Annotated in this window: 29 protein-coding genes and 1 tRNA gene; 15 read left to right on the top strand and 15 right to left on the bottom strand. The window is 42.2% G+C overall.

The genetic code is table 11. From position 1 onward, the window contains the following. Window positions 1-15: 15 nt before the first annotated feature. The 3 genes from ACDG22_RS06745 to ACDG22_RS06735 all read right to left on the bottom strand — a co-directional run bounded on the left by ACDG22_RS06745 (window position 16) and on the right by ACDG22_RS06735 (window position 2,993). Window positions 16-1,155, bottom strand: a complete 1,140-nt coding sequence (locus ACDG22_RS06745) for an efflux RND transporter periplasmic adaptor subunit (RefSeq protein WP_178270080.1) — start codon at window positions 1,153-1,155, stop codon at window positions 16-18. 88 nt (window positions 1,156-1,243) lie between these two features. Continuing rightward, window positions 1,244-1,675 (bottom strand): DUF6769 family protein, encoded by a 432-nt coding sequence (locus ACDG22_RS06740; RefSeq protein WP_007570161.1) that lies wholly within the window; start codon window positions 1,673-1,675, stop codon window positions 1,244-1,246. 19 nt (window positions 1,676-1,694) lie between these two features. Then, window positions 1,695-2,993, bottom strand: a complete 1,299-nt coding sequence (locus ACDG22_RS06735) for a hemolysin family protein (protein WP_022125565.1) — start codon at window positions 2,991-2,993, stop codon at window positions 1,695-1,697. 262 nt (window positions 2,994-3,255) lie between these two features. Here ACDG22_RS06735 and ACDG22_RS06730 point away from each other — a divergent pair, with 262 nt between their 5' ends. The 7 genes from ACDG22_RS06730 to ACDG22_RS06700 all read left to right on the top strand — a co-directional run bounded on the left by ACDG22_RS06730 (window position 3,256) and on the right by ACDG22_RS06700 (window position 8,752). Next, window positions 3,256-3,831, top strand: coding sequence for a hypothetical protein (locus ACDG22_RS06730; protein ID WP_007570156.1), 576 nt, complete (start codon window positions 3,256-3,258; stop codon window positions 3,829-3,831). Window positions 3,832-3,894: 63 nt separating this feature from the next. Continuing rightward, entirely contained in the window at window positions 3,895-5,124 is a 1,230-nt protein-coding gene (locus ACDG22_RS06725) for a 3-phosphoshikimate 1-carboxyvinyltransferase (RefSeq protein WP_040312097.1), read from the top strand. Window positions 5,125-5,130: 6 nt separating this feature from the next. Next, complete coding sequence (locus ACDG22_RS06720; protein ID WP_007570151.1) at window positions 5,131-5,550, top strand: hypothetical protein; 420 nt, start codon at window positions 5,131-5,133, stop codon at window positions 5,548-5,550. A gap of 39 nt (window positions 5,551-5,589) precedes the next feature. Continuing rightward, window positions 5,590-6,405 carry a metal ABC transporter permease gene (locus tag ACDG22_RS06715; protein WP_007570149.1) on the top strand — a complete coding sequence of 272 codons (816 nt, stop codon included), beginning with the start codon at window positions 5,590-5,592 and terminating at the stop codon, window positions 6,403-6,405. Between the two features lie 50 nt (window positions 6,406-6,455). Further along, the gene (gene tsaE, locus ACDG22_RS06710; RefSeq protein WP_178270079.1) at window positions 6,456-6,881 is read left to right on the top strand and encodes a tRNA (adenosine(37)-N6)-threonylcarbamoyltransferase complex ATPase subunit type 1 TsaE; all 426 of its coding nucleotides are present in this window, start codon (window positions 6,456-6,458) and stop codon (window positions 6,879-6,881) included. A gap of 6 nt (window positions 6,882-6,887) precedes the next feature. Further along, window positions 6,888-7,109, top strand: a complete 222-nt coding sequence (locus ACDG22_RS06705; RefSeq protein WP_007570145.1) for an immunity 17 family protein — start codon at window positions 6,888-6,890, stop codon at window positions 7,107-7,109. A gap of 14 nt (window positions 7,110-7,123) precedes the next feature. After that, window positions 7,124-8,752 carry an alpha-galactosidase D gene (locus ACDG22_RS06700; protein WP_370858810.1) on the top strand — a complete coding sequence of 543 codons (1,629 nt, stop codon included), beginning with the start codon at window positions 7,124-7,126 and terminating at the stop codon, window positions 8,750-8,752. A 127-nt stretch (window positions 8,753-8,879) separates the two neighbouring features. Here the strand turns inward: ACDG22_RS06700 and ACDG22_RS06695 are convergent, their stop codons facing one another. The 3 genes from ACDG22_RS06695 to dnaE are packed head-to-tail and all read right to left on the bottom strand — an operon-like array spanning window position 8,880 to window position 13,399. After that, entirely contained in the window at window positions 8,880-9,215 is a 336-nt protein-coding gene (locus ACDG22_RS06695) for a hypothetical protein (protein ID WP_007570142.1), read from the bottom strand. A 24-nt stretch (window positions 9,216-9,239) separates the two neighbouring features. Then, window positions 9,240-9,557, bottom strand: coding sequence for a thioredoxin (trxA, locus tag ACDG22_RS06690; RefSeq protein WP_007570140.1), 318 nt, complete (start codon window positions 9,555-9,557; stop codon window positions 9,240-9,242). A gap of 44 nt (window positions 9,558-9,601) precedes the next feature. Then, window positions 9,602-13,399, bottom strand: coding sequence for a DNA polymerase III subunit alpha (dnaE, locus tag ACDG22_RS06685; protein WP_178270077.1), 3,798 nt, complete (start codon window positions 13,397-13,399; stop codon window positions 9,602-9,604). A 186-nt stretch (window positions 13,400-13,585) separates the two neighbouring features. On the opposite strand from dnaE, the gene ACDG22_RS06680 reads away from it, so the two are divergent. Genes ACDG22_RS06680 through ACDG22_RS06670 form a run of 3 tightly spaced genes read left to right on the top strand, consistent with a single transcriptional unit; the run spans window position 13,586 to window position 15,349 of the window. Next, window positions 13,586-14,281 (top strand): phosphatidylserine decarboxylase family protein, encoded by a 696-nt coding sequence (locus ACDG22_RS06680; protein ID WP_007570135.1) that lies wholly within the window; start codon window positions 13,586-13,588, stop codon window positions 14,279-14,281. 20 nt (window positions 14,282-14,301) lie between these two features. Continuing rightward, a complete protein-coding gene (gene pssA / locus ACDG22_RS06675; protein WP_022124779.1) occupies window positions 14,302-15,006 on the top strand; it encodes a CDP-diacylglycerol--serine O-phosphatidyltransferase in 705 nt (234 codons plus the stop codon). 55 nt (window positions 15,007-15,061) lie between these two features. Then, the gene (locus ACDG22_RS06670) at window positions 15,062-15,349 is read left to right on the top strand and encodes a DUF4834 family protein (RefSeq protein ID WP_007570131.1); all 288 of its coding nucleotides are present in this window, start codon (window positions 15,062-15,064) and stop codon (window positions 15,347-15,349) included. Between the two features lie 121 nt (window positions 15,350-15,470). Here ACDG22_RS06670 and ACDG22_RS06665 read toward each other — a convergent pair whose 3' ends face one another. After that, window positions 15,471-15,953 carry an Lrp/AsnC family transcriptional regulator gene (locus ACDG22_RS06665; RefSeq protein WP_007570128.1) on the bottom strand — a complete coding sequence of 161 codons (483 nt, stop codon included), beginning with the start codon at window positions 15,951-15,953 and terminating at the stop codon, window positions 15,471-15,473. A 134-nt stretch (window positions 15,954-16,087) separates the two neighbouring features. On the opposite strand from ACDG22_RS06665, the gene ACDG22_RS06660 reads away from it, so the two are divergent. Beyond that, window positions 16,088-17,377, top strand: a complete 1,290-nt coding sequence (locus ACDG22_RS06660) for a M64 family metallopeptidase (RefSeq protein ID WP_178270076.1) — start codon at window positions 16,088-16,090, stop codon at window positions 17,375-17,377. Window positions 17,378-17,390: 13 nt separating this feature from the next. After that, window positions 17,391-17,936, top strand: a complete 546-nt coding sequence (locus ACDG22_RS06655) for a GNAT family N-acetyltransferase (RefSeq protein WP_178270075.1) — start codon at window positions 17,391-17,393, stop codon at window positions 17,934-17,936. 539 nt (window positions 17,937-18,475) lie between these two features. Here ACDG22_RS06655 and ACDG22_RS06650 read toward each other — a convergent pair. The 8 genes from ACDG22_RS06650 to ACDG22_RS06615 all read right to left on the bottom strand — a co-directional run bounded on the left by ACDG22_RS06650 (window position 18,476) and on the right by ACDG22_RS06615 (window position 23,744). Then, entirely contained in the window at window positions 18,476-18,940 is a 465-nt protein-coding gene (locus tag ACDG22_RS06650) for an ExbD/TolR family protein (protein ID WP_007570123.1), read from the bottom strand. A 2-nt stretch (window positions 18,941-18,942) separates the two neighbouring features. Then, window positions 18,943-19,530 carry an ExbD/TolR family protein gene (locus ACDG22_RS06645; protein ID WP_007570122.1) on the bottom strand — a complete coding sequence of 196 codons (588 nt, stop codon included), beginning with the start codon at window positions 19,528-19,530 and terminating at the stop codon, window positions 18,943-18,945. A 36-nt stretch (window positions 19,531-19,566) separates the two neighbouring features. After that, a complete protein-coding gene (locus tag ACDG22_RS06640; RefSeq protein ID WP_007570121.1) occupies window positions 19,567-20,031 on the bottom strand; it encodes a hypothetical protein in 465 nt (154 codons plus the stop codon). Between the two features lie 10 nt (window positions 20,032-20,041). Continuing rightward, window positions 20,042-20,845 carry a MotA/TolQ/ExbB proton channel family protein gene (locus ACDG22_RS06635; RefSeq protein WP_007570120.1) on the bottom strand — a complete coding sequence of 268 codons (804 nt, stop codon included), beginning with the start codon at window positions 20,843-20,845 and terminating at the stop codon, window positions 20,042-20,044. Between the two features lie 74 nt (window positions 20,846-20,919). Beyond that, a tRNA-Ser gene (locus tag ACDG22_RS06630) sits at window positions 20,920-21,007 on the bottom strand. A gap of 158 nt (window positions 21,008-21,165) precedes the next feature. Continuing rightward, window positions 21,166-21,954, bottom strand: coding sequence for a TatD family hydrolase (locus ACDG22_RS06625; protein ID WP_204459838.1), 789 nt, complete (start codon window positions 21,952-21,954; stop codon window positions 21,166-21,168). A gap of 19 nt (window positions 21,955-21,973) precedes the next feature. Beyond that, window positions 21,974-22,957 carry a polyprenyl synthetase family protein gene (locus tag ACDG22_RS06620; RefSeq protein WP_118485246.1) on the bottom strand — a complete coding sequence of 328 codons (984 nt, stop codon included), beginning with the start codon at window positions 22,955-22,957 and terminating at the stop codon, window positions 21,974-21,976. A 100-nt stretch (window positions 22,958-23,057) separates the two neighbouring features. Further along, the gene (locus ACDG22_RS06615) at window positions 23,058-23,744 is read right to left on the bottom strand and encodes an energy transducer TonB (RefSeq protein ID WP_022124784.1); all 687 of its coding nucleotides are present in this window, start codon (window positions 23,742-23,744) and stop codon (window positions 23,058-23,060) included. 173 nt (window positions 23,745-23,917) lie between these two features. Between ACDG22_RS06615 and cmk the strand changes: the two genes are divergently transcribed. From cmk to pfkA, 3 genes are all read left to right on the top strand, one after another. After that, the gene (gene cmk / locus ACDG22_RS06610) at window positions 23,918-24,610 is read left to right on the top strand and encodes a (d)CMP kinase (RefSeq protein WP_118485247.1); all 693 of its coding nucleotides are present in this window, start codon (window positions 23,918-23,920) and stop codon (window positions 24,608-24,610) included. After that, window positions 24,603-25,472, top strand: a complete 870-nt coding sequence (locus ACDG22_RS06605; RefSeq protein WP_270230364.1) for a 4-hydroxy-3-methylbut-2-enyl diphosphate reductase — start codon at window positions 24,603-24,605, stop codon at window positions 25,470-25,472. Before cmk ends, ACDG22_RS06605 begins: the two co-directional genes overlap by 8 nt. Before the next feature lie 84 nt (window positions 25,473-25,556). Beyond that, entirely contained in the window at window positions 25,557-26,537 is a 981-nt protein-coding gene (gene pfkA / locus ACDG22_RS06600) for a 6-phosphofructokinase (RefSeq protein WP_007570112.1), read from the top strand. Window positions 26,538-26,577 lie beyond the last annotated feature (40 nt).

Genomic DNA, 26,577 nt, shown 5'->3' with positions numbered 1-26,577 from the left:
AAACATGTCCGACGATTAATGATTGTGTGTATGTCCCGGAATGGTATTGCCGGCAGCAGCCAGTTTCACATGCATGGCTCCTACAGTCACCACTTTTTCTCCGCCTTTCAGTCCTGAAAGAACTTCCACACGGCAGCCATCGTTCATGCCAAGCTTTACTTCCTGTTTCTTGTAACATTCCGCATCTACCTGCAAGTATACGAAATTCAGTCCCTGCTCTTCGGTAATTGCCGAAACAGGCAGGCTGATAACTCCCTGACGCTCTTCCGACAACAGATATACCTCTACGAAAGAACCAGGTATCACGTCGCCACGGTTATCAAATTCAAAAGTTACCGGGATGTAATAGGATGCATCGCCCGATGATTTGCCATACGACAGCAGACGTCCTTTCAAATCATCCAGCCGATATACTTTGTCATCGTAAGTAGTTGTGAAATTAGCCGAAACAATCGATTTCAGTCCAGCATAATAACGTTCGGACACTTCAGCTTTCAACTGTAAACGGCGAGTCTGGGTAACGGTAAGCAAAGGCTGTCCCACGGTTACATAGTCGCCTTCCTTTACCAGACACGACTTGACATAGCCTCCTATCGGCGACTTGACAGCCACTCCTTTTCCGTCCTTGCTGGGAGAAAGTGCCTCGTAAGCTATGCGGGCATTTTCATAATTTTCTTTCAGCTGATTAAAATCTTTCTGCGAAACGATTTGCTTGTCCACCAGCTTGGCCGCACGTTCGTATTCACTCTTTGCCGTTTCGTAAGCAATACGGGCACGCTTTACCGGATCCCCCTCCTGAATATGCTGTGAAGAAACTGTAAGCAGTGCCATACCGGCAGATACTTGTGTACCTTCAATCAATGAACGGGTAAAGTTCACAACACCCGAAACAGCAGCAACGACAGTGGCTTCATCGCCTTGAGCAGCCAATACCTGTCCGCTGGTAGGAATCACACTACGAAAAGCAGCTGGTTGTACTTCCTCTACTTGTACACCGGCGGCCTGAGCTTTTTCAGGAGTTAAAACTATTTCGTCTGCGTGGGCAGCATGCGCCTCTTTTGCTTCCCCCTCAGCTTCGTGGTCATGTCCTTCATGACCTCCACAAGAGCCCAGCATACACGCTGCCAGAGCTCCCATAAAAATATAATGCTTCATAATGATGTAATTAATGTATTAAAGACAAAAACTTATTTCTCCGCACCGCGAAGGTACGGACATTGTCCTGCAACCGGATTGCAGTTTTTTATACAAGAATTACAGAAGCGGGAGGTGCACGTAACCCAGCTGTCTGAATAAACTGGTACGCATGCAGACTTTCTACAAAGAGCGCCCAGTCGGCATCAGCATCGTCAGTCGGTAAGGCCAGTACGCCCAATACGTTAACCAACGGATAAAGTATGGAATAAAAAGAATAATCGGGAGTTATGTCAGACAGATGCTGGTCAGGTGTACTGCATTGAAAATTGGTAACACACACACTGGTACACGAATGGCGGTCGGCATCGTCGCTATGATGCATATATCTGCTGCATGTTGCAGTAGCCTCATGTGCCACCAGATCGGTCGACAAACAGAATATTTCCGAATGATGATGATGTGGGAAAACCTGAGCAACCAGCATCAGCATGCAGATTGCCAACAAAAAATATGATTTGAATTCCCTTTTCATCATCATTCTGTATCACTTAATAATATCAAGCTTCTTCATCACCGTTATCTTCGGCTATCGGTGTGGTGACGAGTACCTTATCGATACGCGCTCCGTCCATATCGACAACCTCGAAAGTAAATCCGTTCCACTGGAGTGTTTCACCACTGGTAGGAATGTGCTGCAATTCCTTCAGCAGCAAGCCTCCCAACGTATGATACTCTGAAGCTTCGAATAAGTCACTGCGGTTAAAATAACACAAGAAGTCATATAATGAACACTGTCCGTCTACCAGCCAGCCTTCCTTATTTACTCGTTTGATGATATCCGGTTCTTCCTCCGGATCGTCTACATTACCCACTAATCCTTCCAGAATATCACGCAGCGTAATAATACCGGTACAGATACCAAATTCATCACAAACCAGTGCACGACTGATTTTCTGCATCTTCATCTGCTCAAGCACTTTATAAACGTTCATGCTCTCATGAAAATACGTAGCCTCATGAATCAAAGACGCCAGCTTAAAATCGGGATTAGACAGATGTACAACCAGATCTTTCAAGTTTACAATTCCTTTCACATGATCCAGGTCACCGTCGGCTATCGGATAAAACTCAAACAAGTTTTCATTTACTACCGCTCTGACTTCGTCGGCAGTCATATCCATGTCCAGCCAGACAATATCACTCTTGTGTGTCATGATCGAGCTGACTTTCAAATCTCCCAACAAGAATACACGCTGCATGATATCTTTCTCTACAGGCTGTACCTCTCCTTCTTCGGTTCCCTCCTCGATGATAGATTTGATTTCCTCTTCGGTCACCTTATTGTCGGTTTCCTTGATCCCCAGTAAATTGAAAATAATCTCAGTACTCTTGGAAAGCAGCCAAACGAAAGGAAGTGCGATAGAAGCAAGTACCCGCATGGGACGTGCAACCACTTTAGCAGCCTTTTCGGCAACACTCAATCCGATACGCTTCGGTACGAGTTCTCCGAAAATAATCGTAAGGTAAGTTACAACGACTACAATGATACCCTGAGCCAATGCCGAAGCATAGGTAACAGATACTCCCCACGAAATCATGGTTTCGGTCAGGTCGGCAGCAATGCGGTTTCCCGAATAGATACCGGTTAAAATACCAATCAGGGTAATTCCAATTTGTACTGTTGAAAGGAAGCGGTCGGGGTCGTTAGCCAGCTTTAAAGCTACTTTAGCAGACTTGCTGCCTTTTTTTGCATCTGAAGAAAGCCGAGATTTACGGGCTGATATTAATGCCACCTCGGACATAGCGAAAATACCGTTAAGTACTATCAATCCGATAATTATGATTATCTCATCCATATAATAAACAAGTGTGTTTGCCTCACAAATATAGCGCAATGTTCCATGACTATAAAAGATAGTTCCTACAATTAAACAGTTTTAACAAAAAAAACTGAATCACTCACCCGAATGCATACATTTTGTACGCAAACGGAATTTATGATAGTAAATTCTGCCAGTATTTTTTGCCAATTCCCTAAAGTTTGATGTCTGTTTTTCTGTTCATGCCTAATTTCCTAAACGTAAAAATGCCTATCTTTGGCAAAAAATAAGAAAACAGATGAATACAGAATATTTAAACAACTTTGAAGAGAAACTACAGCAAGAGTTACTGCACTTGTGTACCAATTACGGCATGCTCGACAGCACGCTACTTGCTGCCGATGACATAGACAACCGCTGGCACGACCTGGCTCCCGAATATGTAGCCGATGCAGTAGGACAAATTCGTGATTATCCTGTCGTATCAGTAGCTTGGGCTGCTTATCTTGGCCTGGGAGTCGCTTTTGGATGGGATGAAGACTGGGAATATTACGCACAGGTCAGCTATCAGTCGTATTACGGTGAGCAAGGTTTCGATGATATGGACGAACACATCGTACGCGATCTGCTGCAGCTACCGCTCGACAGCAAAGAAGCGGGTCAGCTGGAAGACATTATCCGCCGCTGCGGACAAGCTACAGTAAGCATGATACGCCATGAACAGATAGAACCTCAGAGTCCGATGGCTTTTCATGTTTTCGCACGTGCCTGCCGCACAATGTTCCGTATCGGTGCAGCCATCGAGCTGAAACGTCTGGGATACAAGTTCGAGAAAATAGAATTGGGACGGAATTTGAATGAGTTGCCCTCATAAATTCTTCGTTTTTTTCTATCTTTGCCACACAACAAATTTGCAAACAACAAGAAAAGATATAGCATGAAGCGGATAAAAGTCACTTCCCCCCACGGAATAAATACTTGCATACAGCTTCCTTCATCGAAAAGCATCTGCAACCGTGCACTGATAATCAATGCCCTTGCCAAAGGAAACTGTCACCCGGAAAACCTGTCCGACTGCGACGACACACGGGTGATGATACAGGCTTTGCAACACATGCCTTCCATCATCGACATTATGGCGGCCGGTACGGCCATGCGTTTCCTGACGGCTTTTCTTGCCGTAGGCGAAGGCACACACATCATAACCGGAACACAGCGTATGCAGCAGCGCCCTATCAGCATACTGGTCAATGCACTCCGTGCACTGGGAGCTGACGTAGAATATGCAGGCAATGAAGGTTTTCCACCGTTGCGCATCGTAGGACGCAAGCTGGTAAACAGTGAAGTGACTTTGCCAGGAAATGTAAGTTCACAATATATCTCTGCCTTGCTGATGATAGGTCCGGCACTGACTAATGGACTAAAGCTTACACTGACGGGAGAAATTGTATCTCGCCCATATATCGACCTTACACTGAAACTGATGCGCGACTTTGGAGCCAATGTTGCCTGGATCAGTGAAAATCAACTGGAAGTAAAGCCTCAACCTTATCAAGCTGTTCCCTATTATGTAGAGAGTGACTGGAGCGCGGCTTCGTACTGGTATGAAATCTGCGCATTATCGGAACAGGCAACAGTCTGTCTGCCGGGATTATTCCGCGAAAGCCCGCAAGGTGACTCGGAAGTAGCACGGTTATTCGAACAGCTGGGGGTAGAAACAGTTTATGGGGAACGTGAAGTGACTCTTCGAAAAACAGGAAAAATCACTGCACGCATGGAATACGATTTCGTTAATCAGCCTGACTTAGCCCAGACATTTGTAGTGACTTGTGCCGTAATGGGTATTCCTTTCCGTTTCTCCGGACTTCAGAGCCTGAAAATTAAAGAAACCGACCGCATAGCCGCTTTAATAGCCGAAATGAAAAAGCTGGGATACCTCATTACAGAAAGCGAAGGTTCCGTACTGTCGTGGAACGGTGAACGTTGCACTCCTGACACCAGCCCTTGCATAGACACTTACGAAGACCATCGCATGGCTATGGCTTTTGCTCCCGTCTGCATCCGATTGGGAGATATATACATCAATCATCCGCAAGTAGTTACCAAATCATATCCGCATTACTGGGAAAACCTGATACATGCGGGATTCAACATCACGGAGGAATAAATCATCATGTGGATACTTATTGTCATACTGATAGGAGTAGCATTATTCGGACTGGTAGCCGGATATTTCTATAACCGGAACATACAAAAGAAAATCGATCGTGGAGAGCTGGAAGAAGCTCCTCCTGTAGTAACCGTAGACAGTGAATGCTGCGGTCAGCATCAGATTTGTGAAAAAGAAAGTCTGCTGGCAGCTGTAAGCAAGCAAATAGAATATTACGACGACGAAGAACTGGACCGCTTCAAAGGACGTCCTTCTGACGGATATTCGGAAGAGGAAATCGAAGAGTTCCGCGACATTCTGTACTCCATGCAGGAAGTGGATGTGGCAGGATGGAGCCGGAGTCTGCAACTTCGCGGCATTGAATTGCCCGACGAACTGAAAGATGAACTTTTCCTTATCGTAGGAGAACGAAGATTTCATTAATCTTCCTGCCGGTCTGTCTCATTACCGAATACAACTATCATGGATATATTAGAACTGTTACAATATACTTTTTTCCAACATGCCTTACTGGGTAGTCTGTTTGCCAGCATCGCCTGCGGAATTATCGGAACCTACATTGTCACCCGTCGGCTTGTTTTTATCAGCGGAGGAATCACACATGCTTCTTTCGGAGGTATCGGAATCGGACTCTATACGGGTATTTCTCCCCTACTCACGGCAGCCATCTTTTCGGTGCTGTCAGCTTTCGGAGTAGAATGGCTCAGCAAGCGGAGTGATATGCGTGAAGATTCTGCCATTGCTGTATTCTGGACATTCGGAATGGCTATCGGAATCATTTTCAGTTTCCTTGCTCCGGGATTCACTCCCGACCTTTCTTCATTCCTTTTCGGAAATATACTTACCATCACACAAAGTGACATACTGCTGCTTGGTATACTGAGTATAGTGCTTATCATATTCTTTTCACTGTTTCTACGCCCAATTGTAGCTATCGCTTTCGACCGTGAGTTCGCGCGTTCACAACATCTTCCCGTAGCCACTTTCGAGTATCTGCTGATGATGTTTATCGCTCTGACTATCGTATCATGTCTGCGCATGGTAGGCATCGTGCTTGCCATCTCGCTACTCACTCTCCCACAGATGACGGCAAACTTGTTTACCAGCCGTTTCAAGAATATCATCTGGCTGTCTATCGGCATCGGCTATATCAGTTGTCTGGGCGGACTGCTGTTCTCATACAAATATCAGATTCCTTCAGGAGCAGCCATCATCTTTATATCCATACTGATATATGTCGCAGCAAAAATCTGCCGGCAGTTCCGTAAACAGGAATAAATATTCGCGATTTTTACTTACTTTTGCAAGAACAATAAAAACAGATACTTATGGAAATAAAAATTACTTCACTCGATCATATCCACGAAGCTGCCAAAGAGTTTATTGCAGCTATGGGCGATAACACAGTATTTGCATTCTACGGCAAAATGGGAGCAGGAAAGACTACTTTTACCAAAGCTGTATGCGAAGAACTGGGAGTAACAGATGTCATCAACTCACCTACATTCGCTATCGTAAATGAGTATCGTTCGGAAGCTACTGGAGAACTGATTTATCATTTCGACTTCTACCGTATCAAGAAACTGGAAGAAGTATACGACATGGGGTATGAAGATTATTTTTACAGTGGAGCTCTGTGCTTTATCGAATGGCCTGAACTGATAGAAGACTTGCTTCCGGGCAATGCAGTAAAGGTATATATCGAAGAAAACGAAGACGGCACTCGTACCGTCCGCTTCGATGCCGAAGAATAATGCATTATGGTGACACACTATATCATACAGGGCATATTTGTCCTGGTGGGGCTGCTGGCGTTGCTGGCTGCCCTATTCAACTGGGACTGGTTTTTTACGGCCCATAACACACAATTCATCGTAGCCAATGCCGGCAGAAACCGTGCACGTCTGTTTTATGCCGCCATCGGTCTGCTGATGATAGCTACGGGAGTATTCTTCTTCCTTTCCATTCAGGGATGCATCTAAGTAACAACTAATCTATGAAAAACACCAACCTCAAAAAATGCTTCACAGCAAGCTTACTCGGAATCATTGCACTGGGAGGCTATGCACAAGTCAATTACGTAGAACCACCTATAATGGGATGGAGTTCATGGAACACTTACCGCGTCAATATCAACGAAGAGCTGATCAAGAAACAGGCAGATGCCATGATTTCACAGGGCCTTGACAAGGTTGGCTATCATTTCATAAACATCGATGACGGATTCTTCGGATTCCGCGATGAGAAAGGTATCCTGCATACCCATCCACAACGTTTTCCAAACGGAATGAAAGGAATAGCCGACTATATCCATTCACTGGGACTGAAAGCTGGTATTTATTCGGAAGCGGGAGCCAACACATGCGGTTCGCTTTGGGATGGAGATAAAAACGGAATTGGGGTTGGTCTTTATGGATTTGAACATCAGGACGCCAACCTTTTCTTCAACGAATGGGGATTCGATTTTATCAAGATTGACTACTGCGGAGCCGGACAGCAGCTCGACCTTGAAGAACAAGAAAGATATACGGAAATTGTTAATGCCATCCGCGAAGTTTGCCCACGAAATATTTCTCTGAATATCTGCCGATGGGCTTATCCGGGTACATGGGTAAGCAGTCTGGCACGTTCCTGGAGAATCAGCGGAGATATCAATCCGTCGTGGGAATCTGTCAAATATATAATCGACAAAAATCTGTATCTCTCAGCCTTTGCCAGTAACGGACATTACAATGATATGGACATGCTGGAAATAGGACGAGGATTAAAGCCGGAAGAGGAGGAAACTCACTTTGGCATGTGGTGCATAATGAGTTCACCACTGCTGATCGGCTGCGATCTGACTGCCATCCCGGCATCTTCACTGCAACTGCTGAAAAATAAGGAACTCATCGCACTGAACCAAGATCCGCTGGGACTTCAGGCGTATGTAGTGCAACACGAGCATAGAGGATATGTACTGGTAAAAGACATCGAAGAAAAAAGAGGAACAGTACGGGCAGTAGCTCTATATAACCCGACCGAAGAAACCTGTTCCTTCCGGGTTCCCTTATCAGTACTCGAACTGGAAGGTACAACACGTATACGCGACCTTGTGAAACAAAAAGATGAACGTTCGGTAACAGACTTCATACAGTTTGATGTACTCCCCCACGGAACAAAAATTCTGAGAGTAGAAGGTGAAAGACGTATGGAACCTACCCGCTACGAGGCAGAACAGGCTTATCTGAATCAGTTTGACGACTTGGGAAAACGTAAACGGGGAATAGCTTTCATGCCTTTCGAAACAGCATCCGGAGGCATGACAATAACCAATCTTGGCGGACATAAAGACAACTACGCACAATGGAATGAAGTTTTCAGTGAACAAGGTGGTACGTACCAGATGACAGTTCAATACATACCTGCCGAAAAGAAAGAACGTGAAATAAGTGACCGCCGCCTGGAAGTTACCGTCAACGGAAACATGACAGTGGCCGACAAACTGGAAACAGACCGTTCTAAAGGTGTCGCTCAAACGACATTCACCGTAAATTTGCAAAAAGGATATAATGTGATAAGAATAGGAAGCCGATTCAGCTGGTCTCCCGATTTAGACTGTTTTACCCTCACTCCTGTAAAATAAATTCGCAGTAGCTTATTACACAAGAAAACTGCATAACACAAATATAAAATTCTTAAAAAAAACATCAAAAAAAGAGGCTTCCTCATTTTTGAAGAAAGCCTCTTTTTCCCTATTTCTTGCTGACAAATCAATCGACTTGTCCCAATGAATTTCCGTATTCCATTTCGCCCTGAACTACAAAGAACACATCGTCGGATTCGAAAGGTCCCATACCGTCTTTTGCAGCCTCTTTGACTATGTAGTTTACAATTTCATCCTGGTCGATGTTGATGTAACCTTCTTCGTCAGGTTGAGCGTCCAGACATCCGCTGGTTGTATAATAGTCTACTATCAAGTCGAGAATGTAATACAAATCGTCGTCTGTAAACTTCTCTTTCAAATCCTGAGGCAAATAGTTCTTAATAAACTCGATGGTCTTTTCATCGTCCTCATCTTCCAACAAGAAATCGTCTTCCATTCCCATAGTCTTAGCGCGTTTTAAGTTATTTTATTTCAATAAAGCTTCAACTTTTTCTTTCAAAGCAGCCTTTGTAGTAGCACCAACCTGTTTGTCTACCACTTCACCGTTCTTGATGAACAATACGGTAGGAATATTACGTACACCAAACTGTGCAGGAAGATCAGCGTTATCGTCTACATCACATTTACCGATGTTTACAGTATCTTTATACTCTTCTGCCAATTCTTCGATGTAAGGAGCAATCTGCTTACAAGGTCCACACCAAGTAGCCCAGAAATCCAATACTACAGGTTTTCCTTCTGCTACAATAGCTTCAAAATTGTCATCTTTAATGTTCAATGCCATAATTCTAGTTGTTTAGGTTATTCAATTATATACGCAAATATATACTAATTTATTTTATAGTCCAACAATGGCTGACTTTTTAAATAATTTACAATGTCTTTTCGTACTGATATTTTCATCGTACGTGACATCAGATTGACATACATCTGTCCGTCTTCATCTCGGATATAGAAGTACAGTTCGGCATTTCCAGGATTTTCTTTTACCAGCGAACTCAGCTCCATAATCATCTCGTCGTTGACAGCAGACAAAGGAGCGGTAACCGTCAGCTTTTCTATCAGCCGGTCTTTTACTTCCGACAGCAGTTCGATGTTATTGATCTTCACTTCCCATTCTTCCTGCTTCCACTGGCGAGGCTGACACTTACCGTGCATAAATAAAAACATTCCTTCGGCAAAAAAGTTTTTCTTTTCTACCCATTCATTGCCAAAAAATGCAAATTCGGCCGTACCGGAATAGTCTTCCACTTTTGCCACGCCAAAAGGTTTTCCTGTTTTGGTATATCCTTCGCGTACACCGGTTACGATACCTCCCAGTGTCAGGTCATGATTCTGCAACGGAGTCAGATCAGACAGTTGTGCCATATGGGTATTGCATACATTTTCAAGTATTACAGAAAACTCATCCAGCGGATGTGCAGACAGATAAATACCTACTAGTTCACGCTCTTTGTTCAAGCGTTCCAGATCGCTCCATGCCGATGCACGGACAATTTCGGGAGTAGCTATTTCCACCTCATGCTCACCACCAAACAACGAATTGGCGGCAGCTGCCTTATCCATCTGATATTTGTTTCCATAACGCACCAGTACTTCGACAAATGTTTCGTCTTTGGCATTCTTTACAAAGAAGTCTTCGCGATGAATGTTCGGGAAGCTGTCGAATGCTCCGGCCAAAGCCAGATTTTCGATATTCTTACGGTTACATGCCGAAAGATTCACACGCTGCACAAAGTCGAAGATATCTTTAAACGGTCCGTTTTTCTGCCGTTCGGTCAAGATGCTTTGTACAGCAGATTCTCCCACTCCCTTAATAGCTCCCAGTCCGAAACGGATATCTCCATGACGGTTTACAGAGAATTTCAGGCTACTTTCGTTTACATCAGGACCCAGTACGTTCACCCCGGTAGCCTTACTTTCGTCCATCAGTTTGGTAATTTCGGTAATGTTCGAAATGTTACGGCTCATGGTAGCCGCCATATATTCCGACGGATAGTTGGCTTTCAGATAAGCAGTCTGATAGGCAACCCACGAATAGCAGGTAGCATGCGACTTATTGAAGGCGTAGGAAGCAAATTTTTCCCAGTCTGCCCAGATCTTTTCCAGAATCTTCGGATCATGACCGTTTTTCTTACCTCCCTCGATAAACTTAGGCTTCATATGATCCAGCTTGTCGCGCAACTTCTTACCCATCGCCTTACGCAAGGCATCCGATTCACCACGGGTAAAGTCGGCAAGCAGACGCGACAGCAACATCACCTGCTCCTGATAGACAGTAATACCGTATGTATCTTTCAGATACTTCTCCATGACGGGAATATCGTACTCGATAGGCTTACGTCCTTGCTTACGGTCGATAAAGTCGGGGATATAATCCATCGGTCCCGGACGGTAAAGGGCATTCATGGCAATCAAATCCTCGAACGTAGTCGGCTGAAGTTCACGAAGATATTTCTGCATACCAGCCGATTCGAACTGGAACGTACCGATGGTTCTACCCTCACTATAAAGGCGGTAAGTAGCAGGGTCGTCGATAGGTATCTCGTCTATATTCAGGATAATTCCTTTACTCTGCTTAATATTTTCGAGAGCTTCCTTGATGATGGAGAGTGTCTTCAGCCCCAGGAAGTCCATCTTGATCAGTCCCGTATCTTCAATAACCGAACCTTCATACTGGGTAACGAGCATCTTCTCGCCGGTTTCTTTATCGTCGGCCGTACTGACAGGAACCCAGTCAGTAATATCGTCACGGCAGATAATAGTACCACAGGCATGTACACCCGTATTGCGGACGTTTCCTTCCAACATCTTGGCGTACTTAATGGTATCACGAAGCACAGGATCCGACGATACTTCGGCTGCCTGAAGCTCGGGCACATAGGCTATTGCATTGGGCAAGTTAAGTTTCTTATCAGGAATCTTATCGGGTACAAGCTTACACAAACGGTCGGACTCCGAAAGAGGCAATTTCTGTACACGTGCTACATCCTTAATGGCAAGCTTGGTAGCCATCGTACCGTATGTAATAATATGAGCAACCTTTTCCTGTCCGTACTTCTCGGTTACCCAGTTCAACACGCGTCCTCGTCCGTCATCATCGAAGTCGACATCGATATCAGGCAAAGAAATACGGTCAGGGTTCAGGAAACGCTCGAACAGCAAATCGTATTTGATAGGGTCGATCTGCGTAATACCCAGACAGTAGGCTACAGCCGAACCGGCTGCTGATCCACGTCCCGGACCGACAGATACATCAAGTTGATTGCGGGCCGCAGAAATAAAGTCCTGTACAATAAGGAAGTAACCCGGGAAACCCATGGTTTTCATGATATGAAGTTCGAACTTGATACGTTCTTTTACTTCATCTTCCAGATGCTCACCATAACGGCGGCGTGCTCCGTCGTATGCCAGCTTTGCCAGATAATCGGCTTCCAGCTTGATACGATACAGCTTTTCGTAACCTCCCAGTCGCTCAATCTTGGCCTTTGCCGACGCTTCATCCATGACCACATTGCCATTTTCATCTTGGGTAAATTCATCGAACAAATCTTTTTCGGTGAATTTCTTACGATATTCCTCTTCTGTTCCGAAATCTTCGGGAATGGCAAAAGTAGGCATGATAGGCGCATTATCGATCGAATAAAACTCTACCTGATCGCATATATCGCAAGTATTCGCCAGTGCTTCGGGCACATCGGCAAACACTTCGTTCATTTCTTCACGGGTTTTCATCCACTCCTGTTTGGTATAAAGCATACGGTTAGGATCGTCCAGATCCTTACCCGTACTCAAACAGATTAGACGGTCGTGTGCTTCAGCATTTTCTTCATCGACAAAGTGTACATCGTTTGTACACACCAGTTTGATATTATATTTTTTTGAATACTCTACCAATTTTTGATTTACAACTTCCTGAAGCTTGTAAGTTTCATGATTTGCACGAGGTACAGTAGCCTTGTGACGCTGAAGTTCAAGATAAAAATCATCGCCAAACAGATTCTTATACCACTGGATAGCTTCTTCTGCCTCTGCAAACTGACCTGCCGTAATGCGGCGTGGAATCTCTCCACCCAAACATGCCGAACAGACAATCAGTCCTTCGTGATATTTTTCCAGTTCCACACGGTCGGTACGCGGACGCATATAGAATCCCTCGGTCCATGCTTTCGATACCAGTTTGATAAGGTTGTGATAACCCTTCAGGTTTTTAGCAAGTACCACCAGGTGGTATCCACTCTGGTCAGCCTTTCCTTCCTTATCAGTCAGACGACGGCGTGCGACATACATTTCACAACCGATAATCGGCTTGAAGAGCTTCTTCTTGGCAGCTTCCAACTGTTCACGGCAAGCAGCAAGGTCGGCTTCCGGATTCTCCGACTCAGCTTTTCCACTTTCCAGTGCAGCTATCTTTTTCTTCAAATCCTTTATTTCACCGTTGGTCCCGCCATTCTTCTTATTTACATAATTGAAGAATTCCTTTATACCGAACATATCACCATGATCGGTAACAGCAATGCCTCGCATGCCGTTGGCTATGGCTTTATCTACTAAACGGGGAATTGATGCCTGACCATCGAGAATAGAATATTGAGTATGGACGTGCAAATGAACAAAATCTTGCATATTTTCATTATTAAAAACAGAGTTCAAAGATACCGAGCTTTCGGAGAACAACCAACTACAAACGATAAAACTTGTAACGAATGAATACTTTTTAGTAAAAAAAAGGCATAAAGGACAATTCTAACGGTTGTTTATTTGGCAGGTTTTTAAATTAAATATATTTTTGCACGATAAATAAACTTTGTTATGACCCGATTGAACAAAATAAAAAAGATAAAGAAAATAAGATTACACCGGGAAGGTACTCACATTCTAATCACCAGCGCACTTTTATTGCTTATTGTCAACGCAGCATTGTATTGGGGATTAGAGTGCAAAATGCCTTTCTACATCATAGCTTTTGCCAGCATCATTCTTTACCTGCTGATGGCAAATTTTTTCCGTTGCCCTATCCGTCTGTTCGATGGTGAAACAGAAAAAATTGTCGTAGCCCCTGCCGATGGTCGTATCGTTGTGATAGAGGAAGTAGATGAGCATGAATATTTTCATGACCGTCGTCTGATGATTTCTATCTTTATGGATATTACAAACGTTCATGCCAACTGGTATCCGGTAGATGGAGTTATTCGTCACGTTGATCATCATAACGGGCGTTTCATGAAAGCATGGTTACCGAAAGCGAGTACAGAAAACGAACGCTCGATGGTGGTAATAGATACTCCGGAAGGACATACGGTCATGGCCAGACAGATTGCGGGAGCAGTAGCACGCCGTATCGTTACTTATGCAGAAAAAGGAGAAGACTGCTACATTGACGAACACATGGGATTCATAAAATTCGGATCACGTGTAGACGTATATTTGCCTCTGGGAACTGAAGTGTGCGTTAAGATGGGGCAAAAGACAACAGGTAATCAGACTGTCATAGCAAAATTAAAGTAATACAGGAAGGAAGCAAAAACATGGCAAACGCAATCGTTCGCAATATTCCCAATACACTTACAAGCTGCAACTTGTTTTCAGGTTGTATAGCTGCGTATATGGCTTTTCATGGCAATTATAAGGAAGCCTTATTATTCATTGTATTAGGTGCTATGTTCGATTTCTTTGATGGAATGACCGCACGTTTGCTACATGTATCATCTCCTATCGGTAAAGAACTAGACTCACTGGCTGATGACATTACATTCGGACTGGCTCCGGCAGCCATTGCTTTTTCCTTGTTCAAGGAAGTATATTATCCGGATTTTTTAATGCCGGTAGCAGGCATTATGCCATACACGGCTTTTCTGATTGCTGTATTCTCGGGATTAAGACTAGCCAAATTTAATATAGACGAACGCCAGACCAGTTCTTTTATCGGCATGCCTACGCCTGCCAATGCATTATTCTGGGCTTCATTGGCTGTAGGAGGACATTCTTTTTTAATATCCGACAATTTTAATGCTATCTATCTTTTTGTATTAGTGGTAGTCATGTCATTACTGCTTGTCGCAGAACTGCCAATGTTCTCATTGAAGTTTAAAGATTTGTCTTGGGGACACAACAAAGTCAGTTATATATTTTTGATTGTCAGTCTGCCATTGCTTATCATTTTCCAGTTAAGCGGTATAGCAGCGGTCATTATCTGGTATATTCTCCTGTCATTGGCAACACGTAAAAAATAATTAAAACAATAATCGCGGCACGGTTATTGTTACTTTATGAATAAAAACAATAACTATGTTTCATATTTTAGGATTTCTATTTTTTTTCATTCTGATAATTCTTGTTATCGGACTTGCCTTAATCTCCAAGGTGATACGTACAATATTAGGAATCGGTCGTCGTATGACAACCGGAAACGCATCTTCCTCGACTAATACGAGTTCGCGAAACAGTCAGTATAACTCATCATCTTCCAGCGAAAGCAATTCACAGCGTCAGCCCAATGAAACTACATCGGGCAGGAAAAAGATATTTGGAAGTGACGAGGGTGAATATATTGACTTTGAAGAGGTAAAGGAATAAGAAACTGAGAATATTCAATGTATATAAGTAATTTCCCCACTTAAAAAAGACTTTCTTTTTACAGATAAGTCTGTTTTTAAGTGGGGAAACTTTTTTATATCTCTATACTCAATATATCAGGTTATTCTTCATCATCGTCCACCAAATCTTGTATCGGCATCTGACGCTTAATAGCCTCACGGAAAGAAATAATGGTTTCCGAACGCGCCAATCCCAAAGGCTGCAACTTATCGTGGATAATATTTAGCAAGTGATGATTGTTTCTGGCGTAAATCTTTATGAACATGTCATATTGTCCGGTTGTATAATGACACTCTACCACTTCGGGAATACATTTTAGAGCTTCTGTCACCGAATCAAATTGTTCGGGATCTCTCAGAAACAAACCAATATAAGCACAAGTTTCATAACCGACCTTTTCAGGATCTATTATAAACTCGGAGCCTTTCAGTATTCCCAAGTTTGTCAACTTTTGAATACGCTGATGAATCGCTGCACCCGAGACATTACAAGCACGAGCTACTTCCAGAAATGGAATACGAGCATTGTCAGCAATCAAGCGCAAAATCTGTTCGTCTAATTTGTCTAATTGATGATGTCCCATTGATTAATGTTTTATTTGGTACAAATATAGTATATTTATTCCATACGCTAGATACCAATTATAACTTTTATCTTTGTTTTAGCAGTAAATTGGCAGATAGTCCTATCTTTGTAAAAATTTAAATCTTTTGAATTATGAGAAAAAATATATGGGCAGCATTGCTGATTTCAGCATGCACGCAGATTGGAGCATATGCACAAAACTTCGATGATTTCTTTATTAATAAAACACTGAGAGTAGATTATTTGTTCAACGGAAATGCGCAAAAACAAGAAATAAGCCTTGATGAACTGGTATCACTTCCCGGATGGGCCGGAAGAAGAAATTTTCTTGATAAACTTCCGTTAGAAGGCAACGGACAGATTACAATGAAAGATAAGGCATCTGGAAAGGTAATATACCGTACATCCTTTTCCAGCCTATTCCAAGAATGGGTAAGTGAAGAGGAAGCCAGCCGTGTGACCAGGGGATTCGAAAACACTTTTTTACTTCCCTGTCCTAAACAACCAGCAACGGTAACCATCGAACTGAAGAACGTTTATCATCAGGCCTGTGCTTCACTCACGCATGAAATCAATCCGGATGATATCCTTATTCACCAACGCGGTACAACGCATATAACTCCTCATCGCTATCTGCTTCAAAACGGTACACCCGAAAAATGTATTGATCTCGCTATCATGGCTGAAGGATATACCGAAGACGAAATGGAAACCTTCTACAAAGACGCCCAGACTGCTTGTGAAGCAATATTTGCTCACGAACCATTCAAGCATCTGAAAGAACGTTTCAACGTCGTAGCAGTAGCTACACCTTCTCACGATAGTGGAGTGAGCATTCCGAGAAAAAGGAAATGGAAAAATACTGCTGTCAGTTCTCATTTTGATACATTCTATTCCGACCGCTACTTGACAACTCGCAGCGTAAAAGCCATGCATAACTGGCTTGCTGGCATTCCTTATGAGCATATCATTATTCTGGCCAATACTGACACTTACGGTGGAGGAGGTATCTATAATTCATACTTGCTGACTACAGCACATCACCCGATGTTTAAGCCCGTAGTAGTACATGAGTTAGGCCATAGTTTCGGAGGATTAGGTGACGAATATGCGTATGACACAGCTCCCAGTCCGCAATACCCATATAGCGTAGAACCATGGGAACCTAATATAACTACACTGGTTGATTTTGAAAGCAAATGGAAAGATATGCTTCCGGCACAAACTCCTGTCCCCACTCCAGCAGAAACAGACCCTAATACGATATACACTAAAGTAGGTGTATACGAAGGAGGAGGATATACATTAAAAGGAATCTATCGTCCGACAACAGAATGCAGAATGAAAATAAACGAAGCACCTCGTTTCTGTCCTGTTTGCGAACGTTCACTCGAAAAAACAATTCATTTCTATACCGATTAAAATATTTAAAACCATGTTGACATTTACCAAAATCCAAACGAATCACAAACATTATGACTTTGTAGAAGAACTTTTACATCAGTCATTTCCTCTTAACGAGCGCAGAGATGATGATTGCCAACGGTTTAATACAGACAACAACCCGTTATTCCACTGCTATTTGATTACAGAAAACGTGGATGAAAAAGAAGAGAGTCTTATCGGATTGATTACAGTCTGGGAATTAAATGGTTTTCGATATGTAGAACATTTGGCTACCTCACCAGCCATACGTAATAAAGGCTATGGTAAACTTATCATGGAAGCTCTCAAAAAGAAATTCTCAGGAATTATCATCTTGGAAGTAGAAAGACCAGAAGATGAAATAAGCAAGCGCCGAATAGAATTTTATAAGCGATGTGGCTTTTCTCTTTGTGAAAAAGACTACATTCAGCCAGCCTACAGAAAGGGAGGTGAAGGAGTACCTTTATATCTGATGTATATTGGAACAGATAACATAGATCCGCAATATCCTGAAATAAGAAATGAGATCTATCAAAAAGTATATAATGTAAATTAGAAACGGCCTCAATTACCATCGCAATTCTCATAAACACATAAATATAGCTGAAGATATATCAATCTCTAATTGCATAAAGATAATCGTATAAGTTGACGCTTGAATATCTTTATCGAAAATAGAAAGACGCTACCAAAAGATAATGTGTTTTCTAAAAATGAGGCTATTTCAAAATAGAACAGCGAAAGTAAAAATCTTACAGATTAAAACTGAGAAATAAAATCTCCTGCTTTAGTCTTTATTTATTATAATAATAGGACTAAAAGCAGGAGTTTTTTATGTCGTAATTTATATAGATGATAAGTAAACCTATCTCAGTTTTTTATTTTGATACAGCTCCATTTTAATGGAGCATACTGGCCTTTTCATTATAGATTTACCTCCCTTTAATATTTCTGAATATTCGTTTTAATCTAACAGAATCTGCAAGAATAAGCCTGAAAGACAATAAGAAACGGCATACTTTGATTATCTCAATAAAAAAAGAGAGGTTACTCTTCAACGGAGTAACCTCTCTCATTATAGCTTATCTTAAACTATTACTGACGCTGTGTAGCAGAATAGTTAATCTTCAAAGCATAAGCCTGACGAAGTGCCTGTTTTACTTCTGTTACAATACCCATCTTAGTCTTAGCATCGACTTTCAATGATACAGTCATAAACGGCTTATCAGCTTCTTTCATGTTTTCACGTTCCTGATAGATGTAGTCCTGAACTTCTGATGCTTCAGCAAACTTATCATTCAACTGAATACGGTCAGTAGTACCCATCTTCTTCTGGAATTCCGGCAAAGGTTTACCGATATAGATGAAAGAAACCAAAGATTTCTTTTCAAGCTTTTCCAATTCTGTAGCCTGAGGAACCTTAAACTGAACCTTCAATGTAACTTCACGCATAGTTGTTACAATCATGAAGAAGAACAACATGGTAAAGATAAGGTCAGGCAAAGAAGAGGTGTTCAATTCAGGCATCTCACGCTTGCCACTCTTATTAAATTTTCCCATGATTAGTTTCCTCCATATTTTTTAGGTTCTGCTTCAGAAATCTTTTGTGGATAGTAATCCATAATAGCATCCTTCTCTTCCTCTGAACATTCTGCATATTCCTTACCAAACTTAGACTTAGCAAGTTCGCTACGTAATTCGTTATATGCAGCTACCAATTCATTCTGAACCTGAAGGTAAGCTTCATAGCTTGTACCAACGTCGTTCTGTACAGAAATTACATGCTTTTCAGTAATCATCACATCACCAAAGAATGGGATATTCTTTGCATGCTTTTCAGGCATGTTAGGATCATCATTCGGGTTTGCAATGAATTCTTTAGCCTTTTCTCTTAATTGCTTAATATCAGACCATTCTCCACCAACCATCAACTGGTCGTCTTTGTTCAAACGAACCTGGAGAACGTTTCTTTCCTTAACAATGATATCATCTTTCTGATCTTTGTTTTCTGGTGGAGGCGGCAAACGTCTCGCCAAACCACGGTCAGTATCCATTGATGTTGTAATAAGGAAGAAGATAAGCAACATGAAGGCGATATCTGCCGTTGAACTAGCATTAATTCCCGGCACTTTTCTATTCCTTTTTGCCATTTTTACTTACTTCGTTTAATTAAACTTCAATGATAATTACTTTTTAAAGATACCAGACAAGTTAATCAATGTACCGATAGCTGCGATACCGAACAATACATAAGTAGAGTAAAGCAACATATCAGAAACTTTCAACATTGTTACATCTGAATATTCAGATCCGTCACCTAAAACAACAGTTTCAGAAGAACCGATATTGTAAGTTACGATTAACAGTACAACCAATAAGATCAATCCCAGCAAAGATTTAACAGCGCCTTTCGGATTATCTTTCAATGCTCCACCAAACTGAGCGATAGCACCAATAAGTGTAGCAATAACAGTCACAGCAAACATTCCGTACATTAAGTACATCAGAGCTGGCGTATTAGCAGGTTCAACCAAACCTGCTGCATTTGTTTCGTTGTATCCTACTCCGAAGAACATGCCAAGCACAACCAAGATAAGGGCGATGCAGACATAGAATACGTAGTAAGAAACTTTGTATGATAATTTAGCCATTGTTCAAAAATTATTTTTTGTATTTCAAGTTGTATTTCATGATCATATCAAGCAATGTGATAGAAGAATCTTCCATCTGGCTTGTGATAGCTTCAATCTTAGAAAGAATGTAGTTATAGAATACCTGAAGAATCAATGCTACAATCAAACCGAAGATAGTAGTGATCAACGCAACTTTCATACCACCAGCAACAACTGTCGGAGAGATATCACCTGCACGCTGGATATTATCGAACGCCATAACCATACCGATTACAGTACCCAAGAATCCCAAAGACGGAGCCATTGCGATGAACAGTGTAATCCAAGAACATCCTTTTTCAAGGTAACCAGCCTGAACACCACCGTAAGATACTACAGAACGTTCAACAACGTCTACACCTTCGTCGATTCTCATCAGACCCTGATAGCAGATAGAAGCAACAGGACCACGAGTGTTACGGCAAATAGTCTTAGCACCTTCTACATCACCTTTTTCCAAAGCTGCTTCAACTTTAGCCATCAATTTTTTAACGTCAACTTCTGCCAAGCTCAAGTAAATGATACGTTCGATACAGAAAGCCAAACCAAGTACCAATGCGATAGCAACCAATGACATAAAGCCAGCGTCACCTTCGATAAACTTAGTTTTCAACTCTTTGTGCATACTGCCTTCTTCAACTGTAGCAGTAGCTACTTCTTCAGTTGCAGCAGGTGCAACCTGTTCTGTTTGTTCTGGAGCTGCTGTAGCTGTAGAATCCTGAGCCATAGCTGTCTGAGTCATTCCAAATGAGAGGACTCCCATCACTGCAAGAATTGCAAATAACTTTTTCATTGTGTGTCTAATTTTTAAGATTAAATAATTAATAGTTATAAATTGTTTTTAATTGTTTCATCTTTTTCTCACTGCGGAGAGAACGGGATTCGAACCCGTGATACGCTTTTGGCGTATACACGCTTTCCAGGCGTGCCTCTTCAACCACTCGAGCACCTCTCCTCATGACCTCGCTTGAAAGCCTTTTTCTTAAATCGAACGCAAATTACAAATAAAAATGCGAACGGCAAGCGATTTCAGCCACAAATGTATTCTTTTTTTTCGTCTTACATAACATTCACTAGCCAAAAGTTTATTTATACCCCTAAAATTAATAAACTTTAAAAACTATTCTCGGCATTTTTAAAAACTTTCAGCGCGTTTTCCGAGGTCACACGACCTATTTCCGACAAGGAAACATCATACACTTCGGATAGTTTTTCGGCCACTTTTACCAGGTATGCACTTTCATTGCGCTTTCCTCTATAAGGAACTGGTGCCAGATAAGGTGAATCTGTTTCCAGGACTAAACGCTTCAAAGGTACAGATTTCAAAACCTCCGGCAAAATACTTTTCTTAAAAGTTACGACTCCATTTATGCCAAACATAAATCCGGAATACTCCATCAGCTTATGTGCGTCCTCTATTGTACCGGTAAAACTATGAAATATTCCGGTAAGTGATGTTTTACGATAGGGTTCCAGAACTTCAAGCAACTCCGGATAAGCCTCACGACAGTGAATAATCAGCGGTAAATCATACTCAAGAGCCCATTTCACCTGAATATCGAGTACCTCCATCTGCTCTTTTTTAAATGTCTTATCCCAGTATAAGTCCATCCCTACCTCTCCGATACCATAGAAAACTTGCTCCGAGCGCAACCATTTTTCTACCGTACCCAGACGCTCTTTCCAGTTTTCATCTACCGAAGTCGGATGAAAACCAATCATAGGGTAGCACCCATCGTGAGAGTTACATAAAGCCAACATAGCTTCTACTGAAGTATCATCTATATTCGGCATAAAAAGACGTGTCACTCCTGCCTCTGTAGCACGAATAATTGCCAACTCACGATCTTCATCAAACTCTTCTGCAAAAAGATGTGTATGTGTATCGATTAAAGCTACCATATTGCTTATTTATTAAACGTTATAAATTACGTTCCATCAAACTCATTACAAAATCAGACAGATTTTTCTTGTATTCTTCTTCCACGTTCACCTCTTTCAGCAGCCTCATTCCTTCATGATAATATTCATTTATCTTATCTCGGCATATATTCTGCAAGCCCACCTTATTATATATAGCAGTAACAGCTTCTATCTTCTGGGCTGGTACATAGTCTTCAGCTTTCAACCATTCTTGCAAGGAAGCACGTGTCTTGTCATCCGACTTTTCCAATGCTGTTATCAGCATAAACGTTTTCTTATTACATAAAATATCACCTCCGATATTTTTGCCAAATACCAGTGGATCACCATATACATCCAAATAGTCATCCTGCAATTGGAAAGCAAGCCCTATCTGTATACCAAAATCATAAAGCAACTGTGCATCTTTTTCCGAAGCTCCTCCAAGCACCGCTCCTATTTTTAAAGCACCGGCAAGCAGAACTGAAGTTTTCAAACGAATCATTTCCATATATTCATCAACAGTCACATCTTCTCTGGATTCGAATTCCATATCCCATTGCTGTCCATCACAAACTTCCAGAGCCGTACGCGAGAAGATATCCATAACCTGATGTGTATATTCTACCGGACACCCCTGCATCATAAACTGAAAAGAAAGTATCAGCATTGCATCTCCGGAAAGAATAGCTGTATTTTCATCCCATTTTTTATGAACGGTAGGTTTTCCACGGCGCATATCCGCTTTATCCATCAAGTCATCATGCAAAAGCGTAAAGTTATGATAAGTTTCTATTGCCGCAGCCTGAGAGAATATTGCCTGCACATCTTCCTTAAACAGGTTATAGGCAAGCAGCATTAACACCGGTCTCAGTCTTTTACCTCCCAGTCCTAACACATATTCTATCGGGTCGTACAATCCTTTAGGTTCATGAGAATAAGGCAATGATTCGATATAAGCATGAATTTGCTTCAATAATTCTTTTGAAGTCTGTTGCTCCATGATTTTTCTTTTTATTAAGGTTATAAAAAATTTTTAGGCACGAATGCACAGTTTTCAATTCTGCGCAATCCGTGCCTAAACAATATTATCTAGGAAAAGCTTACTGCAACTTGAATGTTACAGGTACGGTATATTTTACACGTACAGCTTTACCACGCTGCTTACCTGGTTTCCACTTCGGCATCATCTGGATCACGCGAAGTGCTTCCTTGTCCAAATACGGGTCAACACTACGAACAACAACCGGATCGACGATAGAACCATCCTGGTTTACAACGAACTGTACGATAACACGTCCCTGTACACCATTTTCCTGTGCGATAGTCGGATACTTGATGTTCTTAGCCAAGAACTTCAAACATTCTGCCATACCACCCGGGAATTCCGGCATTTCTTCTACCACCTGGAAGATCTGCTGTTCTTCAACTTCCTCTTCTTCTACGACTTCAGGTACATACTTGATTTCAACAGCTTCACCTTTATCTTCGTTAGACTGAATAGTAGATTCTTCTACATCTGCATCATTTTCTGCAATCTGCAAAACTTCTTCTACTTTCGGTGCTTCGGGAGGAGGAGGAGCTTGTTTCGGTTCTTCCTGTTCCGTAATAGGAACCATTTCTTCTTCAAAAGGCACATCTACGATACCACTATCGGCAGTGATTACGACATCACGTTTGGTCCATTCAAACGCAACGAACATTGCTGCCAATATCAGCACGAGCCCGATCAGTAAACCAGTGGTCTTCTTGCCTTCAAGATCGGCTTTCGGCGATTTTTTAATTTCCATAAAAAAACTTTTATAGGTTAATAAATTCTCTGTTCGGCAAATGTAGTGCAAATCTTCGAATATGCAACAAGATAAGGGTAAAAAATTGCAAAATACGTTCATTCCGTACTATCTGTCACGAAAATAGACTATCTTTGACTTCTGATTCTTTTTAACTCTATAATAAATAAGGTATGAACAAAATCATCATTGCAATCGACGGGTTTTCTTCCTGCGGAAAAAGTACAATGGCAAAAGATCTGGCTAAAGAAATCGGTTATATATATATAGACAGCGGAGCAATGTACCGGGCTGTTACTCTTTACTGTATCGAGCACGGACTTTTCCTGGCGGATGGAAGCATCGATGAAGATAAACTAAAGCAGCAGATGAGCAATATTCATATATCATTCCGTCTAGATACAGAAAGCGGACGTCCTCGCACATTTCTGAACGGAACGGATGTAGAAAACCAGATCCGGACATTAGAGGTATCCTCACATGTCAGCCCCGTTGCAGCTTTGGGATTTGTACGTGAGGCTCTCGTACGCCAGCAGCAGGAACTTGGTAAAGAAAAAGGTATCGTAATGGACGGAAGAGATATCGGCACAGCGGTATTTCCTGATGCAGAACTGAAAATATTCGTCACTGCATCTGCCGAAATTCGTGCACAGCGACGCTATGACGAACTGAAAGCCAAAGGACAGGAAGCGTCTTTCGAAGATATCCTGCATAACGTAGAAGAGCGCGACCGCATAGACCAGACGCGTGAAGTAAGTCCTTTGCGCAAAGCAGACGATGCAATACTGCTGGACAACAGCAACATGACTATTGCAGAACAGAAAGAATGGCTTATGAATCAATATCTTCAGGCAACTCATGCTTAAAGTAGAAATAGACGAAGGATCAGGCTTCTGTTTCGGAGTAACTACTGCTATCCGGAAGACAGAAGAGGAGCTGGCAAAGAGCGATACGCTTTATTGCCTGGGAGACATTGTGCATAACGGACGTGAATGTGAACGCCTCAAACAACTGGGACTGAATACAATCGACCACGAGGAGTTTGCACGACTTAAAAACACCAAAGTTCTGCTCCGTGCTCACGGAGAACCTCCCCGCACCTACGAACTGGCTAAACAGAACAATATAGAACTTATTGATGCAACCTGCCCTGTCGTACTTCGCCTGCAGAAGCGAATCAAACAAGAATTCGACACTCCAAATCCGGAAGGACGGGAAAAACAAATCGTAATATTCGGGAAAAACGGACACGCTGAAGTATTGGGACTGGTAGGCCAGACCAACGGTCAGGCTATCATTATAGAAAATCTGGAAGAAGCCGAGAAGCTTGATTTCAGCAAAGACATCCGTCTGTACTCACAGACAACCAAGTCACTGGATGAATTCCGGCAGATCGTTGCATACATTCAAGAACATATTTCACCCAATGCGACTTTTCAGTATTACGATACAATATGCCGTCAGGTAGCAAACCGCATGCCTGATATACGCAAGTTTGCAGCCCGCCACAATCTGGTATTCTTTGTATGCGGACATAAAAGTTCAAACGGGAAGATTTTGTTTCAGGAATGTCTCAAGGTAAATCCTAATTCTTATCAGATAGACCGACCAGAGGAAATCGACCGGAAACTGCTGGAAGGCGTGCAGTCCATCGGAATATGTGGGGCAACCTCCACACCGAAATGGTTGATGGAAGCCTGCCGAGAAACAATTTTGTCGTATTCTTGACATCCAAAAATACAGACTTTTATTTGCTTGTAAACTAGTTTTTTAATACTTTTGCTCCAAAAGATTTTAATAAAGAAATAACATATGGGAATTATTAAATGTATTGGTATCTTGACTTCAGGTGGCGATGCTCCTGGAATGAATGCTGCAATCCGCGCCGTCACTCGTTCGGCTATATACAACGGACTGACCGTAAAAGGTATTTATCGAGGATACAAAGGCCTCATCACCGGTGAAATTCAAGAGTTCAAAACCCAAAATGTCAGCAATATCATACAGCAGGGAGGTACTATCCTGAAAACTGCACGCTGTCAGGAATTCAAGACTCCGGAAGGACGTAAAATAGCTTACGAAACCATGCAGCGTGAAGGCATTGACGCACTGGTAGTCATCGGTGGTGACGGTTCACTTACCGGAGCACGTCTGCTGGCACAAGAATTCGATGTTCCTTGTATCGGATTGCCTGGAACAATCGATAACGATTTGTACGGAACAGATACAACAATCGGATATGATACAGCTCTGAACACAATTCTGGATGCAGTCGACAAAATCCGCGACACTGCAACTTCACACGAACGTTTGTTCTTCGTAGAGGTTATGGGACGCGACGCCGGCTTCCTGGCGCTGAACGGAGCTATTGCAGCAGGTGCCGAAGCTGCAATCATTCCTGAATTCAATACAGAAGTCGACCAGCTGGAAGAGTTCATTAAGAACGGATTCCGTAAATCAAAGAGCAGCTCTATCGTACTGGTAGCCGAAAGTGAAATCACAGGTGGAGCTATGCATTATGCAGAACGTGTAAAGAACGAATATCCGCAATATGATGTACGTGTAACTATTCTGGGACACTTGCAACGTGGTGGTAAACCGACTGCACACGACCGTATCATTGCCAGCCGAATGGGTGTAGCAAGTATTCAGGCTTTGATGGAAGGACAGCGCAATGTAATGATCGGTATAGAAAATGACCAGATTGTTTATGTTCCGTTTACAAAGGCTATCAAAAACGACAAGCCTATCGACCATGAACTTGTCAATGTTCTCCACGAATTATCAATCTGATAAATAGAAGTTATATATATAAAAAACTCCTTCATGAAAA

The sequence above is a fragment of the Phocaeicola coprocola genome, assembly GCF_041333015.1.
Lineage (GTDB): Bacteria > Bacteroidota > Bacteroidia > Bacteroidales > Bacteroidaceae > Phocaeicola > Phocaeicola coprocola.
This window is presented reverse-complemented; position numbering and strand designations above follow the sequence as displayed.